The sequence below is a fragment of the Tenacibaculum piscium genome, assembly GCF_021390755.1.
Classification (GTDB): domain Bacteria; phylum Bacteroidota; class Bacteroidia; order Flavobacteriales; family Flavobacteriaceae; genus Polaribacter; species Polaribacter piscius.
The window spans coordinates 455,108-473,263 of sequence record NZ_JAJGWR010000001.1; the positions used below are offsets into that span (position 1 = coordinate 455,108).

Annotated in this window: 17 protein-coding genes and 1 tRNA gene; 10 read left to right on the forward strand and 8 right to left on the reverse strand. The window is 29.5% G+C overall.

Annotated elements, in window-relative coordinates; translation table 11 throughout:
* Window positions 1-385: 385 nt before the first annotated feature.
* Together L0U72_RS02150 and L0U72_RS02155 are read right to left on the reverse strand one after the other, a co-directional pair.
* A tRNA-Arg gene (locus L0U72_RS02150) sits at window positions 386-459 on the reverse strand.
* Between the two features lie 80 nt (window positions 460-539).
* Window positions 540-764: a putative signal transducing protein gene (locus L0U72_RS02155; protein ID WP_101916424.1), complete on the reverse strand. Its 225-nt coding sequence runs from the start codon at window positions 762-764 to the stop codon at window positions 540-542.
* A 203-nt stretch (window positions 765-967) separates the two neighbouring features.
* Between L0U72_RS02155 and L0U72_RS02160 the strand changes: the two genes are divergently transcribed.
* The gene (locus L0U72_RS02160; RefSeq protein WP_233897054.1) at window positions 968-1,912 is read left to right on the forward strand and encodes a calcium/sodium antiporter; all 945 of its coding nucleotides are present in this window, start codon (window positions 968-970) and stop codon (window positions 1,910-1,912) included.
* Between the two features lie 434 nt (window positions 1,913-2,346).
* Here L0U72_RS02160 and L0U72_RS02165 read toward each other — a convergent pair whose 3' ends face one another.
* A complete protein-coding gene (locus L0U72_RS02165) occupies window positions 2,347-3,369 on the reverse strand; it encodes a glutamine synthetase beta-grasp domain-containing protein (protein WP_233884021.1) in 1,023 nt (340 codons plus the stop codon).
* Between the two features lie 236 nt (window positions 3,370-3,605).
* Here L0U72_RS02165 and L0U72_RS02170 point away from each other — a divergent pair, with 236 nt between their 5' ends.
* The 3 genes from L0U72_RS02170 to prfA all read left to right on the forward strand — a co-directional run bounded on the left by L0U72_RS02170 (window position 3,606) and on the right by prfA (window position 8,366).
* Window positions 3,606-5,789 (forward strand): glutamine synthetase III family protein, encoded by a 2,184-nt coding sequence (locus L0U72_RS02170; RefSeq protein ID WP_233897056.1) that lies wholly within the window; start codon window positions 3,606-3,608, stop codon window positions 5,787-5,789.
* 93 nt (window positions 5,790-5,882) lie between these two features.
* A complete protein-coding gene (locus L0U72_RS02175) occupies window positions 5,883-7,061 on the forward strand; it encodes an AIR synthase related protein (protein WP_233898288.1) in 1,179 nt (392 codons plus the stop codon).
* Window positions 7,062-7,289: 228 nt separating this feature from the next.
* Window positions 7,290-8,366 carry a peptide chain release factor 1 gene (gene prfA / locus L0U72_RS02180; protein WP_233898289.1) on the forward strand — a complete coding sequence of 359 codons (1,077 nt, stop codon included), beginning with the start codon at window positions 7,290-7,292 and terminating at the stop codon, window positions 8,364-8,366.
* Between the two features lie 173 nt (window positions 8,367-8,539).
* Here prfA and L0U72_RS02185 read toward each other — a convergent pair whose 3' ends face one another.
* The 5 genes from L0U72_RS02185 to L0U72_RS02205 are packed head-to-tail and all read right to left on the reverse strand — an operon-like array spanning window position 8,540 to window position 13,656.
* Window positions 8,540-8,782 (reverse strand): hypothetical protein, encoded by a 243-nt coding sequence (locus L0U72_RS02185; RefSeq protein WP_233898290.1) that lies wholly within the window; start codon window positions 8,780-8,782, stop codon window positions 8,540-8,542.
* A gap of 2 nt (window positions 8,783-8,784) precedes the next feature.
* Complete coding sequence (locus tag L0U72_RS02190) at window positions 8,785-9,753, reverse strand: deoxyhypusine synthase family protein (protein ID WP_233897060.1); 969 nt, start codon at window positions 9,751-9,753, stop codon at window positions 8,785-8,787.
* A 4-nt stretch (window positions 9,754-9,757) separates the two neighbouring features.
* The gene (locus L0U72_RS02195; protein ID WP_233884029.1) at window positions 9,758-11,293 is read right to left on the reverse strand and encodes a carbon-nitrogen hydrolase family protein; all 1,536 of its coding nucleotides are present in this window, start codon (window positions 11,291-11,293) and stop codon (window positions 9,758-9,760) included.
* A 28-nt stretch (window positions 11,294-11,321) separates the two neighbouring features.
* A complete protein-coding gene (gene speB, locus L0U72_RS02200) occupies window positions 11,322-12,269 on the reverse strand; it encodes an agmatinase (RefSeq protein WP_233897062.1) in 948 nt (315 codons plus the stop codon).
* Window positions 12,259-13,656, reverse strand: coding sequence for a type III PLP-dependent enzyme domain-containing protein (locus tag L0U72_RS02205; protein ID WP_233898291.1), 1,398 nt, complete (start codon window positions 13,654-13,656; stop codon window positions 12,259-12,261). Before L0U72_RS02205 ends, speB begins: the two co-directional genes overlap by 11 nt.
* Before the next feature lie 807 nt (window positions 13,657-14,463).
* On the opposite strand from L0U72_RS02205, the gene L0U72_RS02210 reads away from it, so the two are divergent.
* The 6 genes from L0U72_RS02210 to L0U72_RS02235 all read left to right on the forward strand — a co-directional run bounded on the left by L0U72_RS02210 (window position 14,464) and on the right by L0U72_RS02235 (window position 18,135).
* Window positions 14,464-14,847: a hypothetical protein gene (locus L0U72_RS02210; RefSeq protein ID WP_233898292.1), complete on the forward strand. Its 384-nt coding sequence runs from the start codon at window positions 14,464-14,466 to the stop codon at window positions 14,845-14,847.
* A gap of 3 nt (window positions 14,848-14,850) precedes the next feature.
* Complete coding sequence (locus tag L0U72_RS02215) at window positions 14,851-15,249, forward strand: hypothetical protein (RefSeq protein ID WP_215046123.1); 399 nt, start codon at window positions 14,851-14,853, stop codon at window positions 15,247-15,249.
* A gap of 206 nt (window positions 15,250-15,455) precedes the next feature.
* Window positions 15,456-16,211: a tyrosine-type recombinase/integrase gene (locus tag L0U72_RS02220; protein ID WP_233898473.1), complete on the forward strand. Its 756-nt coding sequence runs from the start codon at window positions 15,456-15,458 to the stop codon at window positions 16,209-16,211.
* A 12-nt stretch (window positions 16,212-16,223) separates the two neighbouring features.
* On the forward strand, window positions 16,224-16,850 hold the full coding sequence (locus L0U72_RS02225; RefSeq protein ID WP_233898293.1) for a hypothetical protein: 627 nt from the start codon (window positions 16,224-16,226) through the stop codon (window positions 16,848-16,850).
* 400 nt (window positions 16,851-17,250) lie between these two features.
* Window positions 17,251-17,592, forward strand: coding sequence for a primase-helicase family protein (locus tag L0U72_RS02230; RefSeq protein ID WP_101916439.1), 342 nt, complete (start codon window positions 17,251-17,253; stop codon window positions 17,590-17,592).
* Window positions 17,593-17,670: 78 nt separating this feature from the next.
* Window positions 17,671-18,135 carry a hypothetical protein gene (locus L0U72_RS02235; RefSeq protein ID WP_233898294.1) on the forward strand — a complete coding sequence of 155 codons (465 nt, stop codon included), beginning with the start codon at window positions 17,671-17,673 and terminating at the stop codon, window positions 18,133-18,135.
* The last annotated feature ends 21 nt before the right edge of the window (window positions 18,136-18,156 follow it).

Consider the following 18,156-nt stretch of genomic DNA (forward strand, 5'->3'; position numbering starts at 1 on the left):
AATAATTTTAGCGTTTACTTTTCTGATTTTTATGTAATCGTGCAACGAATGGGAATTAATTTGAATTGCTAGATAAAGTAATAGAAGAAAATTTAATTCAAAGGATATTAAGGTAATCAATTTAGAAACGAAAAAACTTGTTGAATTTTGTTTTATATAGTCTAATCATTCAAATTAATTCGATTGTCTGGAAAAAAGCCATTATTAGTATGGTATATTTTTATACTATTTTTTCTTAATTGTACCAATTTTAGTAACTAAACTACTCGTTTTGTAATAAAACTATATTAAATAAAATTTAAAAATAAGGCATTTAACCCAGTGTTTACAGGTAAAATGTGGGCAAATAAAAAACACTAAGAATATAATTCTTAGTGTTTTTTTGTGACCTCGGCTGGATTCAAACCAGCAACCTCTTGAGCCGTAATCAAGTGCGCTATTCAGTTGCGCCACGAGGCCGTATTGCGAGTGCAAATCTACAACTGTTTTTCGGTTCTAAAAAATAAAATAGCACTTTTTTTTATTTTATTTTCAGAAATTTAATTTACCTCTTTTTTAAAGTCGATAATTATTTTTTCAGCATCCTTATAATCAGCTTTATAAATGAATAATTCACAAGAATCTCCCGTAGCACCAAAGCCTGCTAATCTTCCAGATTCTTTTGTGTCCTTAATTAATGTCGGAATTTTTGCCTCATCTAATAAAAAAGCAAGTCGATTTGTTAAAATTGTTGTTCCTGTGTATACCTTTATGTGTTCTTTCATCGTTGAATTTTTTAGTTTTATAGATTACAAGCAATTAAAATACAAAATTTTATTCTTTTTTCTGTCATATTCTAGTATATTTTAACAATTAATCACTTAATATCTTTATAAAAATCAGTTTTAAAATTTAAGTGAAATATAGCATTTTTATTTTGCTATAAAAATTATAATCAATGTACTATCTTTGTAAAAAAATATAAAAAATGAGTATCATTTACATAGTATTAGGGTTGTTACTACTGGTTCTTGGAGGGAATTGGTTGTTAAAAGCAGCGGTAGGATTGTCATTAAAATTAAATATTTCTAAAGTTGTCATCGGGATGACGGTAGTTTCTTTTGCAACCTCTGCACCAGAACTAATAGTTAGTATTAAATCGGCATTAAGTGGTGCTACTGGCTTGGCAGTAGGAAATGTAATTGGTTCTAATATTGCAAATTTAGGCTTGGTTTTAGGGATTACGATAATCTTATCGACCATTGAAGTTGAAAAAAGTTTTTATAAAACTGATTGGCCCGTAATGATGCTTGCCTCTGGATTGTTATATTTTTTTATCGCCTTTGATTATACGATTCAACGCTATGAAGGTATTATTTTATTTACAATGTTAATTGCATTTTTAGTGTATTTATTACGTTTTCAAAAAAATACGGTTGTTGTTGATGAAATATCAGAAGAGGAAGAGGAGATGCCGTTGTATAAAATTATCTTATTCTTAGTGATTGGTGGTTTTTGTTTATGGTTGGGTTCGGAATGGTTAATCGAAGGAGCAACAAGTTTGGCTAAAAATATGGGTGTAAGTGATGCTATTATTGGAGTTACTGTCGTTTCCGTAGGAACAAGTGTACCAGAATTAGCGGCATCAATAATTGCAGTTTTGAAGAAAGAAAAAGCTATTTCTTTAGGGAATTTAATCGGTTCGAACGTGTTTAATATCTTGGCAGTTTTAGGAATTACCGCCATTATTACACCGATACAATTGGAAAATGATGCGTTAAGTTTAGTAAATAGCGATATTTATTGGATGCTTGCCATTTCATTTATCGTATTACCATTTGCGTTTTTTCCAAAGAAATTGCGTTTAAATTGGGTACACGGAATCCTATTATTAGTTGCTTATACAGCATTTGTATATTTAAAATTAAGTTAAATATATTTTTTAAGCTAGAGTCTGTTTAAATTGAATTTGTCAATTCGAGTGATTTTAATGACAAGAAGGAATTAAATATTGTATCGAGAATTTGAATTCTTTTATATTGATGAATATTGATTTATTTTGATACTTAAAAAGTTCTCGATACCATTTTTTTAAAGGAAAAAAATCACTCGAACTGACAGTTTGCTTGTTTGTGTAATATAATTGATTTCTAAAATAATTAAAATTAGCAAAAATGCCTAGCCCCGATTGAAGCAATTGTTTGAGCTCTTTTTTATTTTTTTCTTTTGAAAAATAAAAAAAGCGAGTGCGGAAAGCGGGAAATAGCTTCAAATAATTTTTAGTATAAAATAACATCACATAAAAAAGCCTTTAAATTACTTTAAAGGCTTTTTTGATATCTAAAATTTATAATTTTTTATAAGATTTTATAAATTATCACAAACTGGTTTTACTGTTTGTATAATTCTTGATGCAATTTTATAAGGATCTCCGTTTGAAGCAGGTCTTCTGTCTTCTAAATATCCTTTCCAACCGCTATCAACTGTTAAAATAGGAATACGAATTGAAGCACCTCTATCAGAAATACCATAACTGAAATCGGTAATTGAAGCAGTTTCGTGTAATCCTGTTAAACGTTGGTCGTTATGCGCTCCGTAAATATCAATATGTTCTTTAGTTACTGGTCTAAACGCTTCACAAACCTTCATGTAAATTTCCTTAGAACCACAAGTTCTTAATACGGTATTTGAGAAATTTGCGTGCATTCCTGAACCATTCCAATCTCCTTTTACAGGTTTTGGATGATATTCAATATAATAACCATATTGTTCAGTTAATCTATCTAATAAATAACGAGCAATCCAGATTTCATCACCAGCTATTTTAGCACCTTTTGCAAATAATTGAAATTCCCATTGTCCTGAAGCAACTTCTTGATTAATTCCTTCAAAATTTAAACCAGCATCGATACATAAATCAGCATGTTGTTCTACGAAATCTCTTCCATGTGTATTTCTTCCGCCAACTGAACAATAATACATTCCTTGAGGTCCAGGATATCCGCCAACAGGAAATCCTAAAGGAAGTTGTGTTTTTCTATCCATGATAAAATATTCTTGTTCAAAACCGAACCAGAAATCATTATTATCATCATTAATAGTAGCACGAGCGTTAGATTCATGCGGAGTTCCATCAGCATTTAATACTTCATTCATTACTAAATATCCGTTAATACGAGCAGGATCAGGATAAATTGCAACAGGTTTTAAAACACAATCAGAAGCGCCTCCTGAAGCTTGTCTTGTTGATGAGCCATCAAAAGACCAATTTTTTAATTCCTCAAGAGTTCCTTGAAAATTTTCGTGTTCTTCAACTTTTGTTTTACTTCGTAGGTTTTGCGTTGGTTTGTAACCGTCTAACCAAATGTACTCTAACTTAATTTTTGCCATGATACTATAAGAATCTATATTTTTTATAATCAAATTCGATGCAAAAATAAATAATTTATATTATATGTTAAAATTTATAGGGGTAAAAAACTTAAAATTAACTTTAAAATAATTTACCCCTGTTTTTTATAGGGGTATTCTTTATAATTGATAAAATTGTGTACTTTTGATGTTCGATTTCATATCTTTTATTTCATTTTTCACACTTTATAACTATTTTATAACACCTATATATAATGTCAACTTTAAGATTTAGCGCTTTACAAGAAACTTTACATCGAAAACCTGTTTTTATAGAAGAGAAAGGACGTCGTTCAGAATTGTTTGGGAAAAATGTTTTTAATGAACAAGCGATGCGTCAATATATGACAAAAGATGCGTATAAAAGTGTGATGGATGCTATTGAATTTGGCACTAAAATCGATCGAAAAATAGCCGATCAAATTGCGGTAAGTATGAAAGATTGGGCATTATCTAAAAATGCGACTCATTATACACATTGGTTTCAGCCTTTAACGGGCGCAACAGCTGAAAAACACGACGCTTTTTTTGAAACAGTTCAGGGTGGAGGCGCGATGGAACATTTTGACGGTGGTAAATTAGTGCAACAAGAACCTGACGCTTCTAGTTTTCCGCACGGCGGGATAAGAAACACCTTTGAAGCCCGTGGATATACTGCTTGGGATCCAACATCACCTGCATTTATATATGGAACAACATTATGTATTCCAACAGTTTTTGTCGCCTATACAGGCGAAGCACTAGACAATAAAGCACCGTTATTAAAAGCCTTGCAAGCACTCGACACAACAGCAACGGCAGTTTGTAAGTATTTTGATAAAAATGTATCAAAAGTAAATGCAACTTTAGGATGGGAGCAAGAATATTTTTTGATTGATACCGCTTTAGCAATTGCTCGACCAGATTTAATGATGACAGGAAGAACACTTTTAGGACATTCTCCCGCAAAAGGACAACAATTAGACGATCATTATTTTGGGTCAATTCCTGATAGAGTCATGAGTTTTATGCGTGATTTAGAACAAGAATCGATGCTTTTAGGCGTTCCTGTAAAAACACGTCATAATGAAGTAGCACCAAATCAATTTGAATTAGCACCCATTTTTGAAGAAGCTAATTTAGCCGTTGACCATAATTCATTATTGATGGATGTCATGGAAAAAGTATCACAACGTCATCAATTTAAAGTGTTATTTCATGAAAAACCATTTCAAGGAATTAACGGTTCAGGAAAACATAATAACTGGTCGCTAGTAACCAATACAGGCGTTAATTTATTAAGTCCTGGGAAAACTCCTATGAAAAATTTACAATTCTTAACCTTTTTTGTAAATACAATTAAAGCTGTTCATGATTATGAAGAATTATTAAGAGCATCTATTGCAAGTGCTAGTAACGATCACAGGTTAGGAGCAAATGAAGCACCTTTGGCAATTATGTCGGTATTTATTGGCTCGCAATTATCCGCCGTATTGGACGAACTCGAAAACGTAACCAAAGGAAAATTATCACCCAAAGAAAAAACAGACCTGAAATTAAATATTGTCGGGAAAATTCCTGAAATTTTACTCGATAATACCGATAGAAATAGAACATCTCCCTTTGCTTTTACAGGAAATAAATTCGAATTACGTGCCGTAGGTTCATGGGCAAATTGTGCCGAACCAATGACGATTTTAAATACCATTATCGCAAAGCAATTAAAAGAATTTAAAATTGAAGTTGATGAATTAGTAGAGGTCAAAAATCTGAAAAAAGATGAAGCTGTTTTTAATGTATTAAGAGAATATATTAAAGCATCCAAAAAAATTAGATTTGAAGGCGATGGATACGGAATCGAATGGGAAAAAGAAGCCGAAAAAAGAGGATTAAGCAATCATAAAACAACGCCTGAAGCATTAAAAACTAAAATTTCTGAAAAATCAATCGCACTTTTTCAAGAAATGAAAGTAATGAGCAACATCGAAGTTATCGCAAGACACGAAATTGAACTCGAAAAATATTCGAAACAAATCCAAATTGAAAGCAGAGTACTCGCAGATATTGCTAGAAATCATGTAATCCCAACGGCAATTCAATATCAAAATACCTTAATAGAAAACGTAAAAGGATTGAAAGAAATCTTCGGAAATGATTTTCAAAATTATGCCAAAGAACAAATCGAACTTATAAAAAAAATATCAGCACATATTACAGGAATAAATTCCAATGTTGAAAAAATGACAGAAGAACGTAAAGAAGCAAATAAATTACACGGACAAAAAAATGCCGATAATTATTGCTATAAAGTAAAACCGTTTTTTAACCAAATTCGATATCATTGCGATAAATTAGAATTAATGGTCGATGATAATTTATGGCCACTAACAAAATATCGAGAATTATTATTTATCAGATAAAAAATAAAAATTCAATTAAAAATTTAATTAAAAAGTTTATTTAAAAAGATTAATTAAATTTGCAACCAACAACAACAGAACACACAGAACATAATGAGTAACGAAGTTTCTAAACGCTACGCACAACGAGGCGTATCAGCATCTAAAGAAGATGTTCATAATGCAATAAAAAATATCGATAAAGGATTATTTCCAAAAGCCTTTTGCAAAATCGTACCTGATTATTTAACCAATGATGAAGATTATTGCCTAATAATGCACGCCGACGGAGCAGGAACAAAATCTTCGTTAGCCTATATGTACTGGAAAGAAACAGGTGATATCTCTGTTTGGAAAGGAATTGCACAAGATGCTTTAATCATGAATATTGATGATTTATTATGTGTTGGAGCTACCGATAATATACTGCTTTCTAGCACAATCGGACGTAACAAAAGTAAAATTCCTGGTGAAGTTTTAGCAGCAATTATCAACGGAACGGAAGAGTTAATCGAAGATTTAAAAGGTTTTGGTGTAACAATTCATTCAACAGGTGGCGAAACTGCCGATGTTGGTGATTTAGTTCGTACCATTATTGTCGATTCGACCGTAACAGCACGCATGAAACGTAGCGATGTTATCGATAATGCAAACATTAAAGCTGGTGACGTAATTGTTGGTTTGGAATCTTTCGGACAAGCAACTTATGAAACACAGTACAATGGCGGAATGGGTTCTAATGGATTAACATCGGCACGTCATGATGTTTTTGATAACTATTTAGCAACCAAATATCCAGAGAGTTTTGACGATGCAGTTCCTGCAGATTTAGTGTATTCTGGGAAAATGAAATTAACAGATGCTGTTGAAAATTCTCCAATTGATGCTGGGAAATTAGTGTTATCGCCAACAAGAACATACGCACCAATTATTAAAGAAATTTTATCAAAATTTAATGCCGAAACCGTTCACGGAATGATTCATTGTTCTGGTGGAGCGCAAACTAAAATTTTGCATTTTGTTGATGAATTACATATTGTAAAAGAGAACATGTTTCCAGTTCCGCCTTTATTTAAACTGATACAAGAACAATCGAAAACAGATTGGAAAGAAATGTATCAGGTATTTAATTGTGGACACAGAATGGAACTTTATGTATCGCCAGAAGTTGCCCAAGATATTATCGCAATTTCAAAATCATACAATGTAAACGCACAAATTGTAGGACGTGTAGAAGCATCAGCAACTAAAAAATTAACCATAAATAGTGAATTTGGAACTTTTGAATATTAATTTTTTAGCTTATTAATAAGCTAATTTACTAAAAAAAACTTCTAGAGAAAATCTAAAAAAACCCAAAACCCAACAATTATTAAACTTAGTTGTTGATTTTTGGGTTTTTTAGTATCAAAAATTATCAACAAAATAGCAATAGAAAATTTAAATAGATAATTTAGTAAAATGAATTTTAGAATTAATTCCGATAAAATCCGTAAATTCGCACACCAGAAAAGCTAGAAGATGTTAGACAAATTAAGAATTATAAAGCAACGTTATGACGAAATTTCGGATTTAATTATCCAACCAGAAGTTATAATGGATCAAAAACGCTACGTTGCGTTAAGTAAAGAATATAAAGATTTAGGTAAAGTTGTTAAGAAAGGAGAGGAGTATCAAAGCTTAACCGATGCAATTGAAGAAGCAAAAGAAATTATAGCTGACGGAAGTGATGCCGAAATGACCGAAATGGCTAAAATGGAAATGGATGAGGCTAAAAAACGTATTCCTGTTTTAGAAGATGAAATTAAATTCATGCTTATTCCTAAAGATCCTGAAGACGCTAAAAATGCCGTTGTCGAACTTAGAGCAGGAGCAGGAGGAGATGAAGCAAGTATTTTTGCTGGTGAATTATTTAGAATGTATACCAAATACTGCGAAGGTAGAGGATGGAAAGTATCAACAGTAGATTATTCTGAAGGAACAAATGGAGGTTTTAAAGAAATTCAGTTTGAAGTTTCTGGTGATGACGTTTACGGAACACTAAAATTCGAAGCAGGAGTACACCGTGTACAACGTGTGCCACAAACCGAAACACAAGGACGTGTACATACTTCAGCAGCTACCTGTATGGTTTTTCCAGAAGCAGAAGAATTTGATGTAGAAATTAATCCAAAAGAGGTACGTATTGACTTTTTCTGTTCATCAGGACCTGGAGGACAATCGGTAAATACAACGTATTCAGCAGTGCGTTTAACACATATTCCTACTGGTTTAGTTGCGCAATGTCAAGACCAAAAATCACAACATAAAAATAAGGAAAAAGCCTTTAAAGTATTGCGTTCTCGTTTATACGAAATGGAGTTAGCAAAGAAAAATGCTGAAGATGCCTTAAAACGTGGAACAATGGTTACTTCTGGTGATAGATCTGCAAAAATTAGAACCTATAATTTCCCGCAAGGACGTATGACCGATCATAGAATTGGTTTAACGTTATACGATTTATCAAATATTATGAATGGCGATATTCAGAAAATTATCGACGAATTAATGCTTGCCGAAAATACATCAAAATTAAAAGAATTAGGAGAAACTATTTAATAAAATAGTACTTACTATTATATATAAAAAAACACGTAATCAACTTGATTACGTGTTTTTTTTGGAAAATAATGATACAATACTTAAAATTAGTATCGAGAATTTGAGTTTCTCCGCAAAGTTCTCGATACCGTTTTGAAAAAAACTAGCACTAATAATTTTTATTTATCGGATTATAGTTCTTCAAAAGAATCTTCATCTTCTAAATAATCTTCCATAGTTTGTTCTAACATTGCACTGATTTTTACAAGATATAGTGTATCATCAGTTTTAACTTCTACCGCTTTTGTAGTTTCTCCTTTGCTGTTTTTAAAGGAAATAATATCACTATAATCATAACCGTCAGGATATTTTTCAATTAATAAGTCTAAAATATCTCGGGTTAATTTTTTATAATCTACAAGTATACGTTTCATGCTTACATTTCTAAAAGATACGCGAAAATTAATGGCGCAACAATAGTCGCATCACTTTCAATAATAAACTTTGGCGTGTCAACATCTAATTTTCCCCAAGTTATTTTTTCATTGGGAACAGCACCAGAGTATGAACCGTAACTTGTTGTTGAATCTGAAATTTGACAGAAATAACTCCAAAAAGGCGTGTCTTCTCTTTCCATATCTTGATATAACATTGGCACTACACAAATAGGAAAATCACCAGCAATACCACCACCTATTTGAAAAAATCCGATACCATTATCAGAATTATCAGTATACCAATCAGCTAAAAAAGTCATGTATTCGATACCTGATTTCATCGTACTAGCCTTTAATTCGCCCTTCATCACGTAAGAAGCAAAAATATTTCCCATCGTAGAATCTTCCCATCCAGGAACAACAATCGGTAAGTTTTTTTCGGCAGCAGCATACATCCATGAATCTTTTAAATCGATTTCATAATACTCTTCTAATACGCCTGAAAGTAATAATTTATACATGTATTCATGTGGAAAATAACGTTCATCATTATCTTCGGCATCTTTCCATATTTTGAAAATGTGTTTTTGTAATCTTCTAAATGCTTCATCTTCAGGAATACACGTGTCTGTAACTCTGTTTAATCCTTTTAACAATAAATCCCATTCATCTTGTGGGGTTAAATCACGATAATTAGGAATGCGTTTGTAGTGAGAATGTGCAACTAAATTCATCACATCTTCTTCTAGGTTTGCACCTGTACACGAAATAATATGTACTTTTTCTTGGCGAATCATTTCGGCAAATATTTTACCTAATTCGGCAGTACTCATTGCACCAGCTAAGGAAACTAACATTTTTGAACCTTCTGCTAATTGTGTTTCATACCCTTTGGCAGCATCTACTAAAGAGGCTGCGTTAAAGTGTAAAAAGTATTTTTCTATAAAATTTGTAATTGGTTTTTGCATTTTTTTAGTTGTTTTTTTGAAGTTTACGTACCTCAAATATATCTGTTCTTCTATCTTTTAAATTTCGTACACTACCAAATTTATTTAAATCTTTTAATAAATCTAAATCGACATCAGCAATTAAAATCATTTCGGTATTTGTGGTAGCTTCGGCTTTTATTCCATTGGCAGGAAATGAAAAATCACAAGGTGTAAATACCATAGATTGTGCATACTGAATATCCATATTATTTACTTTTGGTAAATTTCCTACACTACCTGCAATGGCAACATAACATTCATTTTCAATCGCTCTTGCTTGTGCGCAATGTCTTACTCTTGAATATCCGTTTTGTGTATCTGTTAAAAAAGGAATGAATAATATATCCATACCTTCTTCGGCTAATAATCTACTTAATTCAGGAAATTCAGAATCATAACAAATTAAAACACCTATTTTTCCACAATCGGTATCAAATGTTTTAAGTTCATTTCCACCTTGCATTCCCCAAACTTTTGCTTCATCAGGAGTTACGTGTAGTTTTTCATAACGTTCTGTAGTTCCATCTCTTTTACATATATAACCTACATTGTACAATAATTCACCTTTAATCTCTGGCATACTTCCAGTAATAATATTGATGTTGTATGTAATTGCCAACTCCGAAAATTTTTGAACAATTTTAGGCGTATACTTTGCTAATTCTCTAATTGCTTCGGATTCAGGCAAGTGATTATTATCAGCCATTAAGGGAGCATTAAAAAATTCTGGGAACAATGCAAAATCAGATCTGTATGCCGAAACGGCGTCTACAAAATACTCTGCTTGTTGCATTAATTCTTCTAAGTTTTTATACAAACGCATTTGCCACTGAATTAATCCTAAACGAACAACTGTTTTTTTAGTCGTTGCTTTTTTTGATATTTTCTTGTAGTAAATGTTATCCCATTCTAATAGTACTGCAAACTCTCCAGAATTATTATCACCTTCTAAATAACCATTTAAAATTTTTGTTGGATGAAAATCATTTGAAATTTGAAAGTTTAAAACAGGATCATAAATTTCTTTTCGTTTTACTTTTGTTATGTATTCCTTTGGTGATAAGGTTGCTGCAAACTTATGATAATTAGGAATCCTTCCTCCAAAGGCAATTCCTCTTAAATTTAATTTTTCAGCAAGTTCTTTTCTATAATCATATAGTCTTCTCCCTAGGCGTAAGCCTCGGTATTCTGCTTTTATAAAAACATCAATTCCGTATAGAACATCGCCGTCTTCTTTATGAGTATCAAAGGTGTATTTTCCTGTAATATCTTGATATGTGTGTTTGTCATCAAAACTATCATAATCCACTACAATCGATAAGGCACAACCCGCTAATTCACCATTAATTTTGATAACAACTTGTCCTTTAGGAAATTTATCAATCAATCGTTTTATTTGTGATTCTTTCCAGTAAGAATCAGGCATGGTTGAATAAGCTTCAATCATTGCTTTTTTTAAAGCTTTGTAATCATCAAGCGTTAAAAACTGAAGTTCTATATTTTCTATATTTTGAATCATTTGTAACGTTTAAAAACTTATTAATGTGCTAGATAGTTTCGTTATCATCATGATTTTTAAATTTAGCAATCTTAAAAGTACGTTGTGTATTGGTGTCTTTTTCGTTGTCTTCATCAATATCATTTGAAGAAAATTTATAACTCAACATTTTATAGTACAATTTAGCGGCTAAAAAATCTGATGATTTATCAATTGTATTAGGGCATAATTCTACGATATCAAAACCAACAACATTTTTCTCTGTAAATACTTTTTTCAAGAACTCTAGTGTTTCATAATAAAACAATCCTCCAGGTTCAGGTGTTCCTGTACTTGGCATTATTGATGGGTCTATGGCATCTAAATCAAAAGTAATAAAGACATTTTTTGTTAATTGATCGATAACATCTTCCATCCAATATTCATTGACAGCCATATCATGAGCAAAAAAAGTTTTATCCATGTTCATAGCTGTTTTTTCTGAAGCGTCCATACTTCTGATACCCACTTGTACTAAATTGGTATTTTGACTAGCCTCGTAAACAGCACAAGCATGATTGCATGATGAGCCTTGATATTCTTTACGTAAATCAGCATGTGCATCAATATGTAATACCGTTAAGTTGTTGTAACATTCATTAAAAGCTCTAATTGTTCCAATAGAAATTGAGTGTTCTCCGCCAAAAAGAGTTACAAATTTATTTTTATTGATGTACTTTTTAGTTGTTTGATGAACCGCTTCTACCATTTTTTCTGGTGATGCGTTTTCAAGTACAGCATCGGCTAAATAAATTCCTTCTTTATAAACTTCGCTATCAGTTTCGATGTCGTATAATTCCATATTTTCAGAAGCTTTTAAAAATGCTTCTGGTCCTTTATCGGCACCTTTTTGCCAAGTACTTGTACCGTCGTAAGGCACAGGAATTAAAACGATGTTTGCTGTTTCTAATTTTGCGTAGTTTTCAGGAATCCCTGCGTATGTTGTTTTATTTTTCATATCCTAAAATAGCAAGTAATGCTTCACTTTTTTGTTGTTCTTTAAATAATTTAGTTGTTATATTTCCGTTGATATCTTTTGAAATTAACAGGTGTTTTGGATGTGGAATTAAGCAATGTTGTAATCCGCCAAAACCACCAATAGTTTCTTGATAAGCACCTGTGTTAAAAAATCCGATATATAATGGATTTTCTTTTTCGTAAGCAGGCAGATAAATACCGTTTACATGTTGTTCAGAATTGTAATAGTCATCACTATCACAAGTTAAACCACCTAATAAAACACGCTCATATCTATGATTCCATTTGTTTAAAGGAAGCATAATAAAACGTTTGTTAATCGCCCAAGCATCAGGTAAAGTGGTAATAAAAGAGGAATTAATCATGTTCCATTTTTCACGGTCGTTTTGTTTTTTCTGATACAATATTTCATACACAGCACCTCCAGCTTCTCCTACTGTGAAGCTTCCGAATTCGGTAAAAATATTAGGAACATCTACTCCAGCTTCTTTACAGGTAAGGTTTATCTGATTTATGATTTCATCAACCATATATTCATAATCATACTCAAATGCTAATGAATTTTTAATAGGAAAACCACCACCGATATTTAAACTATCTAAAGTTGGACATACTTTTTTTAAAGCAGTATAAACGTTTAAACATTTTAATAATTCGTTCCAATAATAGGCGTTATCTTTTATACCTGTATTGATGAAAAAATGTAGCATTTTTAATTCTACCTGTGGATTTTTGGCAATTTCACGTTGATAAAACGATACAATGTTTTTATATCCAATTCCTAAACGACTGGTGTAAAATTCGAATTTTGGTTCTTCTTCTGAAGCAATACGAATTCCTACTTTAAAGTTGCTTTTAGTTTCTTTTAAAAGTAAACTTAGTTCTTCATAATTATCAATAATAGGCACACAGTTTTTGTGTCCTGAATCAATTAAATTCGCAATATTTGTAACATATTGATCTCTTTTAAAACCGTTACATAACACAAAAGCATCGTTGCTTAACTTGCCTTCTTTCTTTAGATTTTTAACAATATCGATATCAAAAGCCGATGAGGTTTCTATATGGATATCATTTTTAAGAGCTTCTTCCAATACATATTTAAAGTGCGAACTTTTAGTACAATAACTGTAATTATAAGTTCCTTTATATTGGTGTTTTTCCATTGCTTTATGAAACCAATTTTTTGCTTTATGTATATTTTCTGATATTTTTGGCAAATAAGTAAATTTTAATGGCGAACCATATTGCTTTACTAAAGCCATCATATCAATATTATGAAAAAATAAGTTATCATTTTTAGTATGAAATTCTTCTTGCGGAAAATCAAAAGTTTGTTCGATTAAATCTTTATATCTGGTATTCATTATCTTTGGTTTGGCTGTGTTTTAAGCACAGCAGGATTTGTTCAAAAAATAGTAACAACAAAATGCTGTAACTTTTTCAAATTAATAAAATTTTAAAAAACAAATAATACGGCTATCTTATAGCGAATTTGTTAGACCAAAAAGAAAATGAATAGTTAGAGTCTTAACGCAAGACAATCACCAGACTGATTATGAAAATTCAGTGGTAATGAATAATTGTACGAAGAGGAAGAAACCTTAATTTTTCCGTTGTGTTTCCAAAACACAAAATAACCTTTTATCTCCCAACAAAAGTTATTTTCGAAATAAGTAAAACGTTGCATTGAACCTATCTAATAAGATGTGGTAAATGTAAACTTTTTTTTAATATGACAAACTTTTTTTTATTTTTTTTGATAAAAATAATGCTATCTTTTTTTTGAACTACTTTTTATATCTAAAATATTGATTAGTAATTGTTTAATTTAGGTTTATTTTACAGATTACTACGCTTTAAATAATTTACTGTTGCTGTATTAAAGACATTATTTAATCAATTTAACTACTTTTTAATGATGAAAAGAGCTGGAAAATAGTATCAAAAATTTTTTAATATTTCTGAAAATCATTTTGTAGCTTGCCAATACAATTGAGTATTTTTTTCAAATTTAAAAAACAATGAATTTAATCTCTATTAATACTATTTTCAAAAATACTACTAGTAGTTATAAATATTACTGGTGGTTATCTATCATAGAAATATCTTTTTTAGAGGATAAAGAAAACATTTCTTATAATGAGATTATATTTAAAATTAATTAATAAACTATGGAGTTTTCAGAGACAATGTTAAAAATACTTTTAAAAAAAGCAATGTTAATTTTCGTAATTGTTGTAGCATATTCTTTATTAAAGGATAATACTAAAGAAAATTATGAAGATTATTTGCGTATGTATGAAAATGACTTTTATGAAGGGGGTGTTATTAAAAAAAGTAGAGATAAAAAAAATCATAATACAGCTATATTAATACTTAAAAATAAAAGAAAAATTGCTATGGAGGAAGAGTTTTATGAGAAAATAAAAGTAAATGATTCTATTGTAAAAAAGAAAGGATCTTTATCAGTTAAGGTATTTAGTAATAAACATATATATGAATTTAACTTTGTTACTCCTCCTAAAGTAGATACTTATAAAGCGTTTAATTTTTAAAATATGATTTCAGAAAAAAAATATGATTTTTATTTAGAGATTCTTTTAGGAGTAGTTTTTTTTTGTATTATTGGAGGGTTTCTTTATAAAGAAAATTATCCTAATAAAATAATTAATGAACTTCATCAAGAAGCTTTAGTTTATAGTAGTAATATGGAATTTAATGGAATTGTTGTTAAAAAAAGTGTAGATGAATTAAATAATAATAGTCCTGTATTAACACTTAATAATGGAAAAAGAGTGTATGTTTATAATTATTTTTTTCAAAAAATAAAATTAAAAGACTCAATAGTGAAAAAAAAGCACACACATAAGTTCAAAGTTTTTAGAGGAGTAAAAGTATTTAATTTTAATATGAAAGAATTTATAGATTTACAAAAACAATTAAAAACAAAAAAATGAAATATTACTTTTTTAGATTAGGAAGGTTTAGTTAAAATTTATTTTTGCTCTGAATCTTTTGGTTTTTGAATATGTTTTTATGGACTGAGATATTATCTCTCTCTTGGAAGTAAAAGTTTTAAAAAATAAAAAGTTAGTAAATTAGTAAAATTGTCAGTATAAAATAACAAACCCTGTAAATATAAAATTTACAGGGTTTGTTATTTGTGGAGACGCCTGTTTGTATGGTAGGTAGAGGACACATTAATAATACGTTTTCAAGAAATGTAGGTTTAGTTAAAACGTTTCTTTTCTGGGCATTAAAAAATGGATATACTTATAAAGCTGATTTTATAAATTTTAAAAAGAAACCAAAAGTAATTACAAATCAAATAGCACTTAGAAAAGAGGATTTAGAAACGTTATTAAAAGTAGAAATGAGTTCTGAGAAATTAGAAAAAGTAAAAGATGTTTTTATTTTTTCTTGTGTTACAGGTATGAGGTTTGGAGAACTAAAGTTTGTTTCTAAAAATAACATAAATGGAAAAACATTATTACTTAAAGAAGAAAAAGGATCGGGTAAAAAAAGTAGAGAAATTCCTTTAAGTGGTATTGCGTTATACATTTTAGAAAAATATGATTACAGTTTACCTTTAATAGCAAATCAAAAATATAACGATTATATAAAAGATGTTTTTGAATATGCTGGTTATACTCATAATGTAGAGAAAACATCTACTAGAGGTAAAGAAGTAATAAGAGAAGAAATTCCTTTTTATAAAAGAATAAGTTCTCACACAGCTAGAAGAACATTTATTACGATGATGAAAAGAAAAGGTAAAAGTGATAAATTAATTGCAGAAATTTCTGGTCATAATGATATGAAAACATTGAATCAATATTATCAAGTTACAAATGAAGATGTAAAAGATGCTGTTAATGAAACTTTTGATTTAATTATTCCTGAAAAAAATAAATCTTAAAAAAAAATAAAAATGAATTACGGAGAAGAATTTGTTAAATTATTTAATGATAAGTTTAAGGAGATACTTTCAGAGTCTACTATTCAGTTTGAAAGTTATTATAGTACTAATTATTCCTTTAGAAAAGCTAAAGAATTAATTGAAGAGCCTTTATTGAAAGAGATGGAATTAATTATTAAATCATTAAATAATAGGTCAGATATATTTGAAAAAAGTCATAAATTTCTAAATAATTATACTTTTGATATAACAACTTCATTGATTAATGATGAAATAAAGGAAGGTTTTATACTAGAAAAAGAAAAAGGTAATCTAAAAATAAGTTATTTAGATTATCTCATTTTATTTTCTGAATGGGAAGCAATTCGTCGTTATTTTACATTTATAAGAAGTAATAATAAAGCATTAAATAAAGGGTTTCTTTCAAGGAATATTGGAGATTTTTCAACTATTGTAAAGAAAAAAAAAGAATTACATACTTTTACTAATATTAAAAAAACTAAGACACAAATTGAAGTAAGAAAAGAATCAATGTACGGTTTAACTGAAAATGAAAAGATGATTATTTTACATGTATTATTACATAGATTTAAAGATTCAGGCTTACATCGATTAAGTACAGAGTATTTAGGGTTTTAGCTTTAACATCGGGTTCTCTTATAGAAAAAGCAAATACTAATTATACAAAATACATTTATTTTTATAAAGGAGTTAATGCTTCTGATAAGCCATCTTTTGAAAAAGTTAAAATGATTGAAGATATTTTAATTAAAATAGAGAGTTTAAAAACGATAAAAAAGTTTAAACAAGCATTAATTAGATATAAAAACTTAAAATAATCTCCATTAAGAAAACACTATATAAAAAGTATGACGGATTTACTACTATTCCTGCACATCAAAATTATAAACAGGAAATAAATTCGTTTTATAATCAGTATGAAAAAATAGAGCATAAATTAGTAAAAGGTAATTTTGATAAAACCGAAGAATTTTTAAAACATATTTTTAAAGAACAGTATGAATTAGGGTTAGATTATTTGACCATATTATGGCAACAACCAACGCAAATTTTACCAATTTTATGTCTGGTTAGTAATTCTAGGAATACAGGAAAAACATCTTTTTTAAATTGGTTGAAATTGTTGTTTCAAGGAAATATGACAATTAATAAAAATGAAGATTTTCGAAGTCGATTTAATAGTGATTGGGCATCTAAATTAATTATTTCTGTAGATGAGGTTCTTTTAGATAGGAGAGAAGATAGTGAGCGTATTAAAAATCTTTCTACAGCGGGTTCATATAAAACAGAATCTAAAGGAAAAGATAAAGTTGAATCTAATTTTTTCGGAAAATTTATATTGTGTTCTAATAATGAATAAAATTTTATTCAGGTAGATGAAAAAGAAATTCGATATTGGGTAATTAAAGTAAATTCTTTTAAGGAAGAAGATGTTGATATGCTAAAAAAACTTAGCAATGAAATTTCGAGTTTTTTATATTTTTTAAATAATCGAAAAATTATATCAGAAAGAAAAACAAGAATGTGGTTTACAAGGCAACAAATTTATACACCTGCGTTAGATAAAGTTGTAAAAGGAAATAAAACATATTTAAGTCAAGAAATTAGAGAGATTTTAATGGATGATTTTATCACTTTTGAAGTTGATGTATTAAAATACACCGCAACAGATTTATTTGATAAATTAAGTAAAGGTTTTAAAACTACTCGTTTTAAAATTACTAAAAGTTTAAAAGATGATTATAACTTAACTTCTTTAAATGGAAGTTATCAAAAGTATTTTCTTTCTTTAAATACGTTGCAAAAAACAATGGTAAATTTTGAAACTAAAAAAGGACGATATTACGAGTTTCAGAAAAGTGATTTTATAGAAATGCCGTTGATTGTTGACAAATACCAATAATTAGCATATACAGAAAGAGTT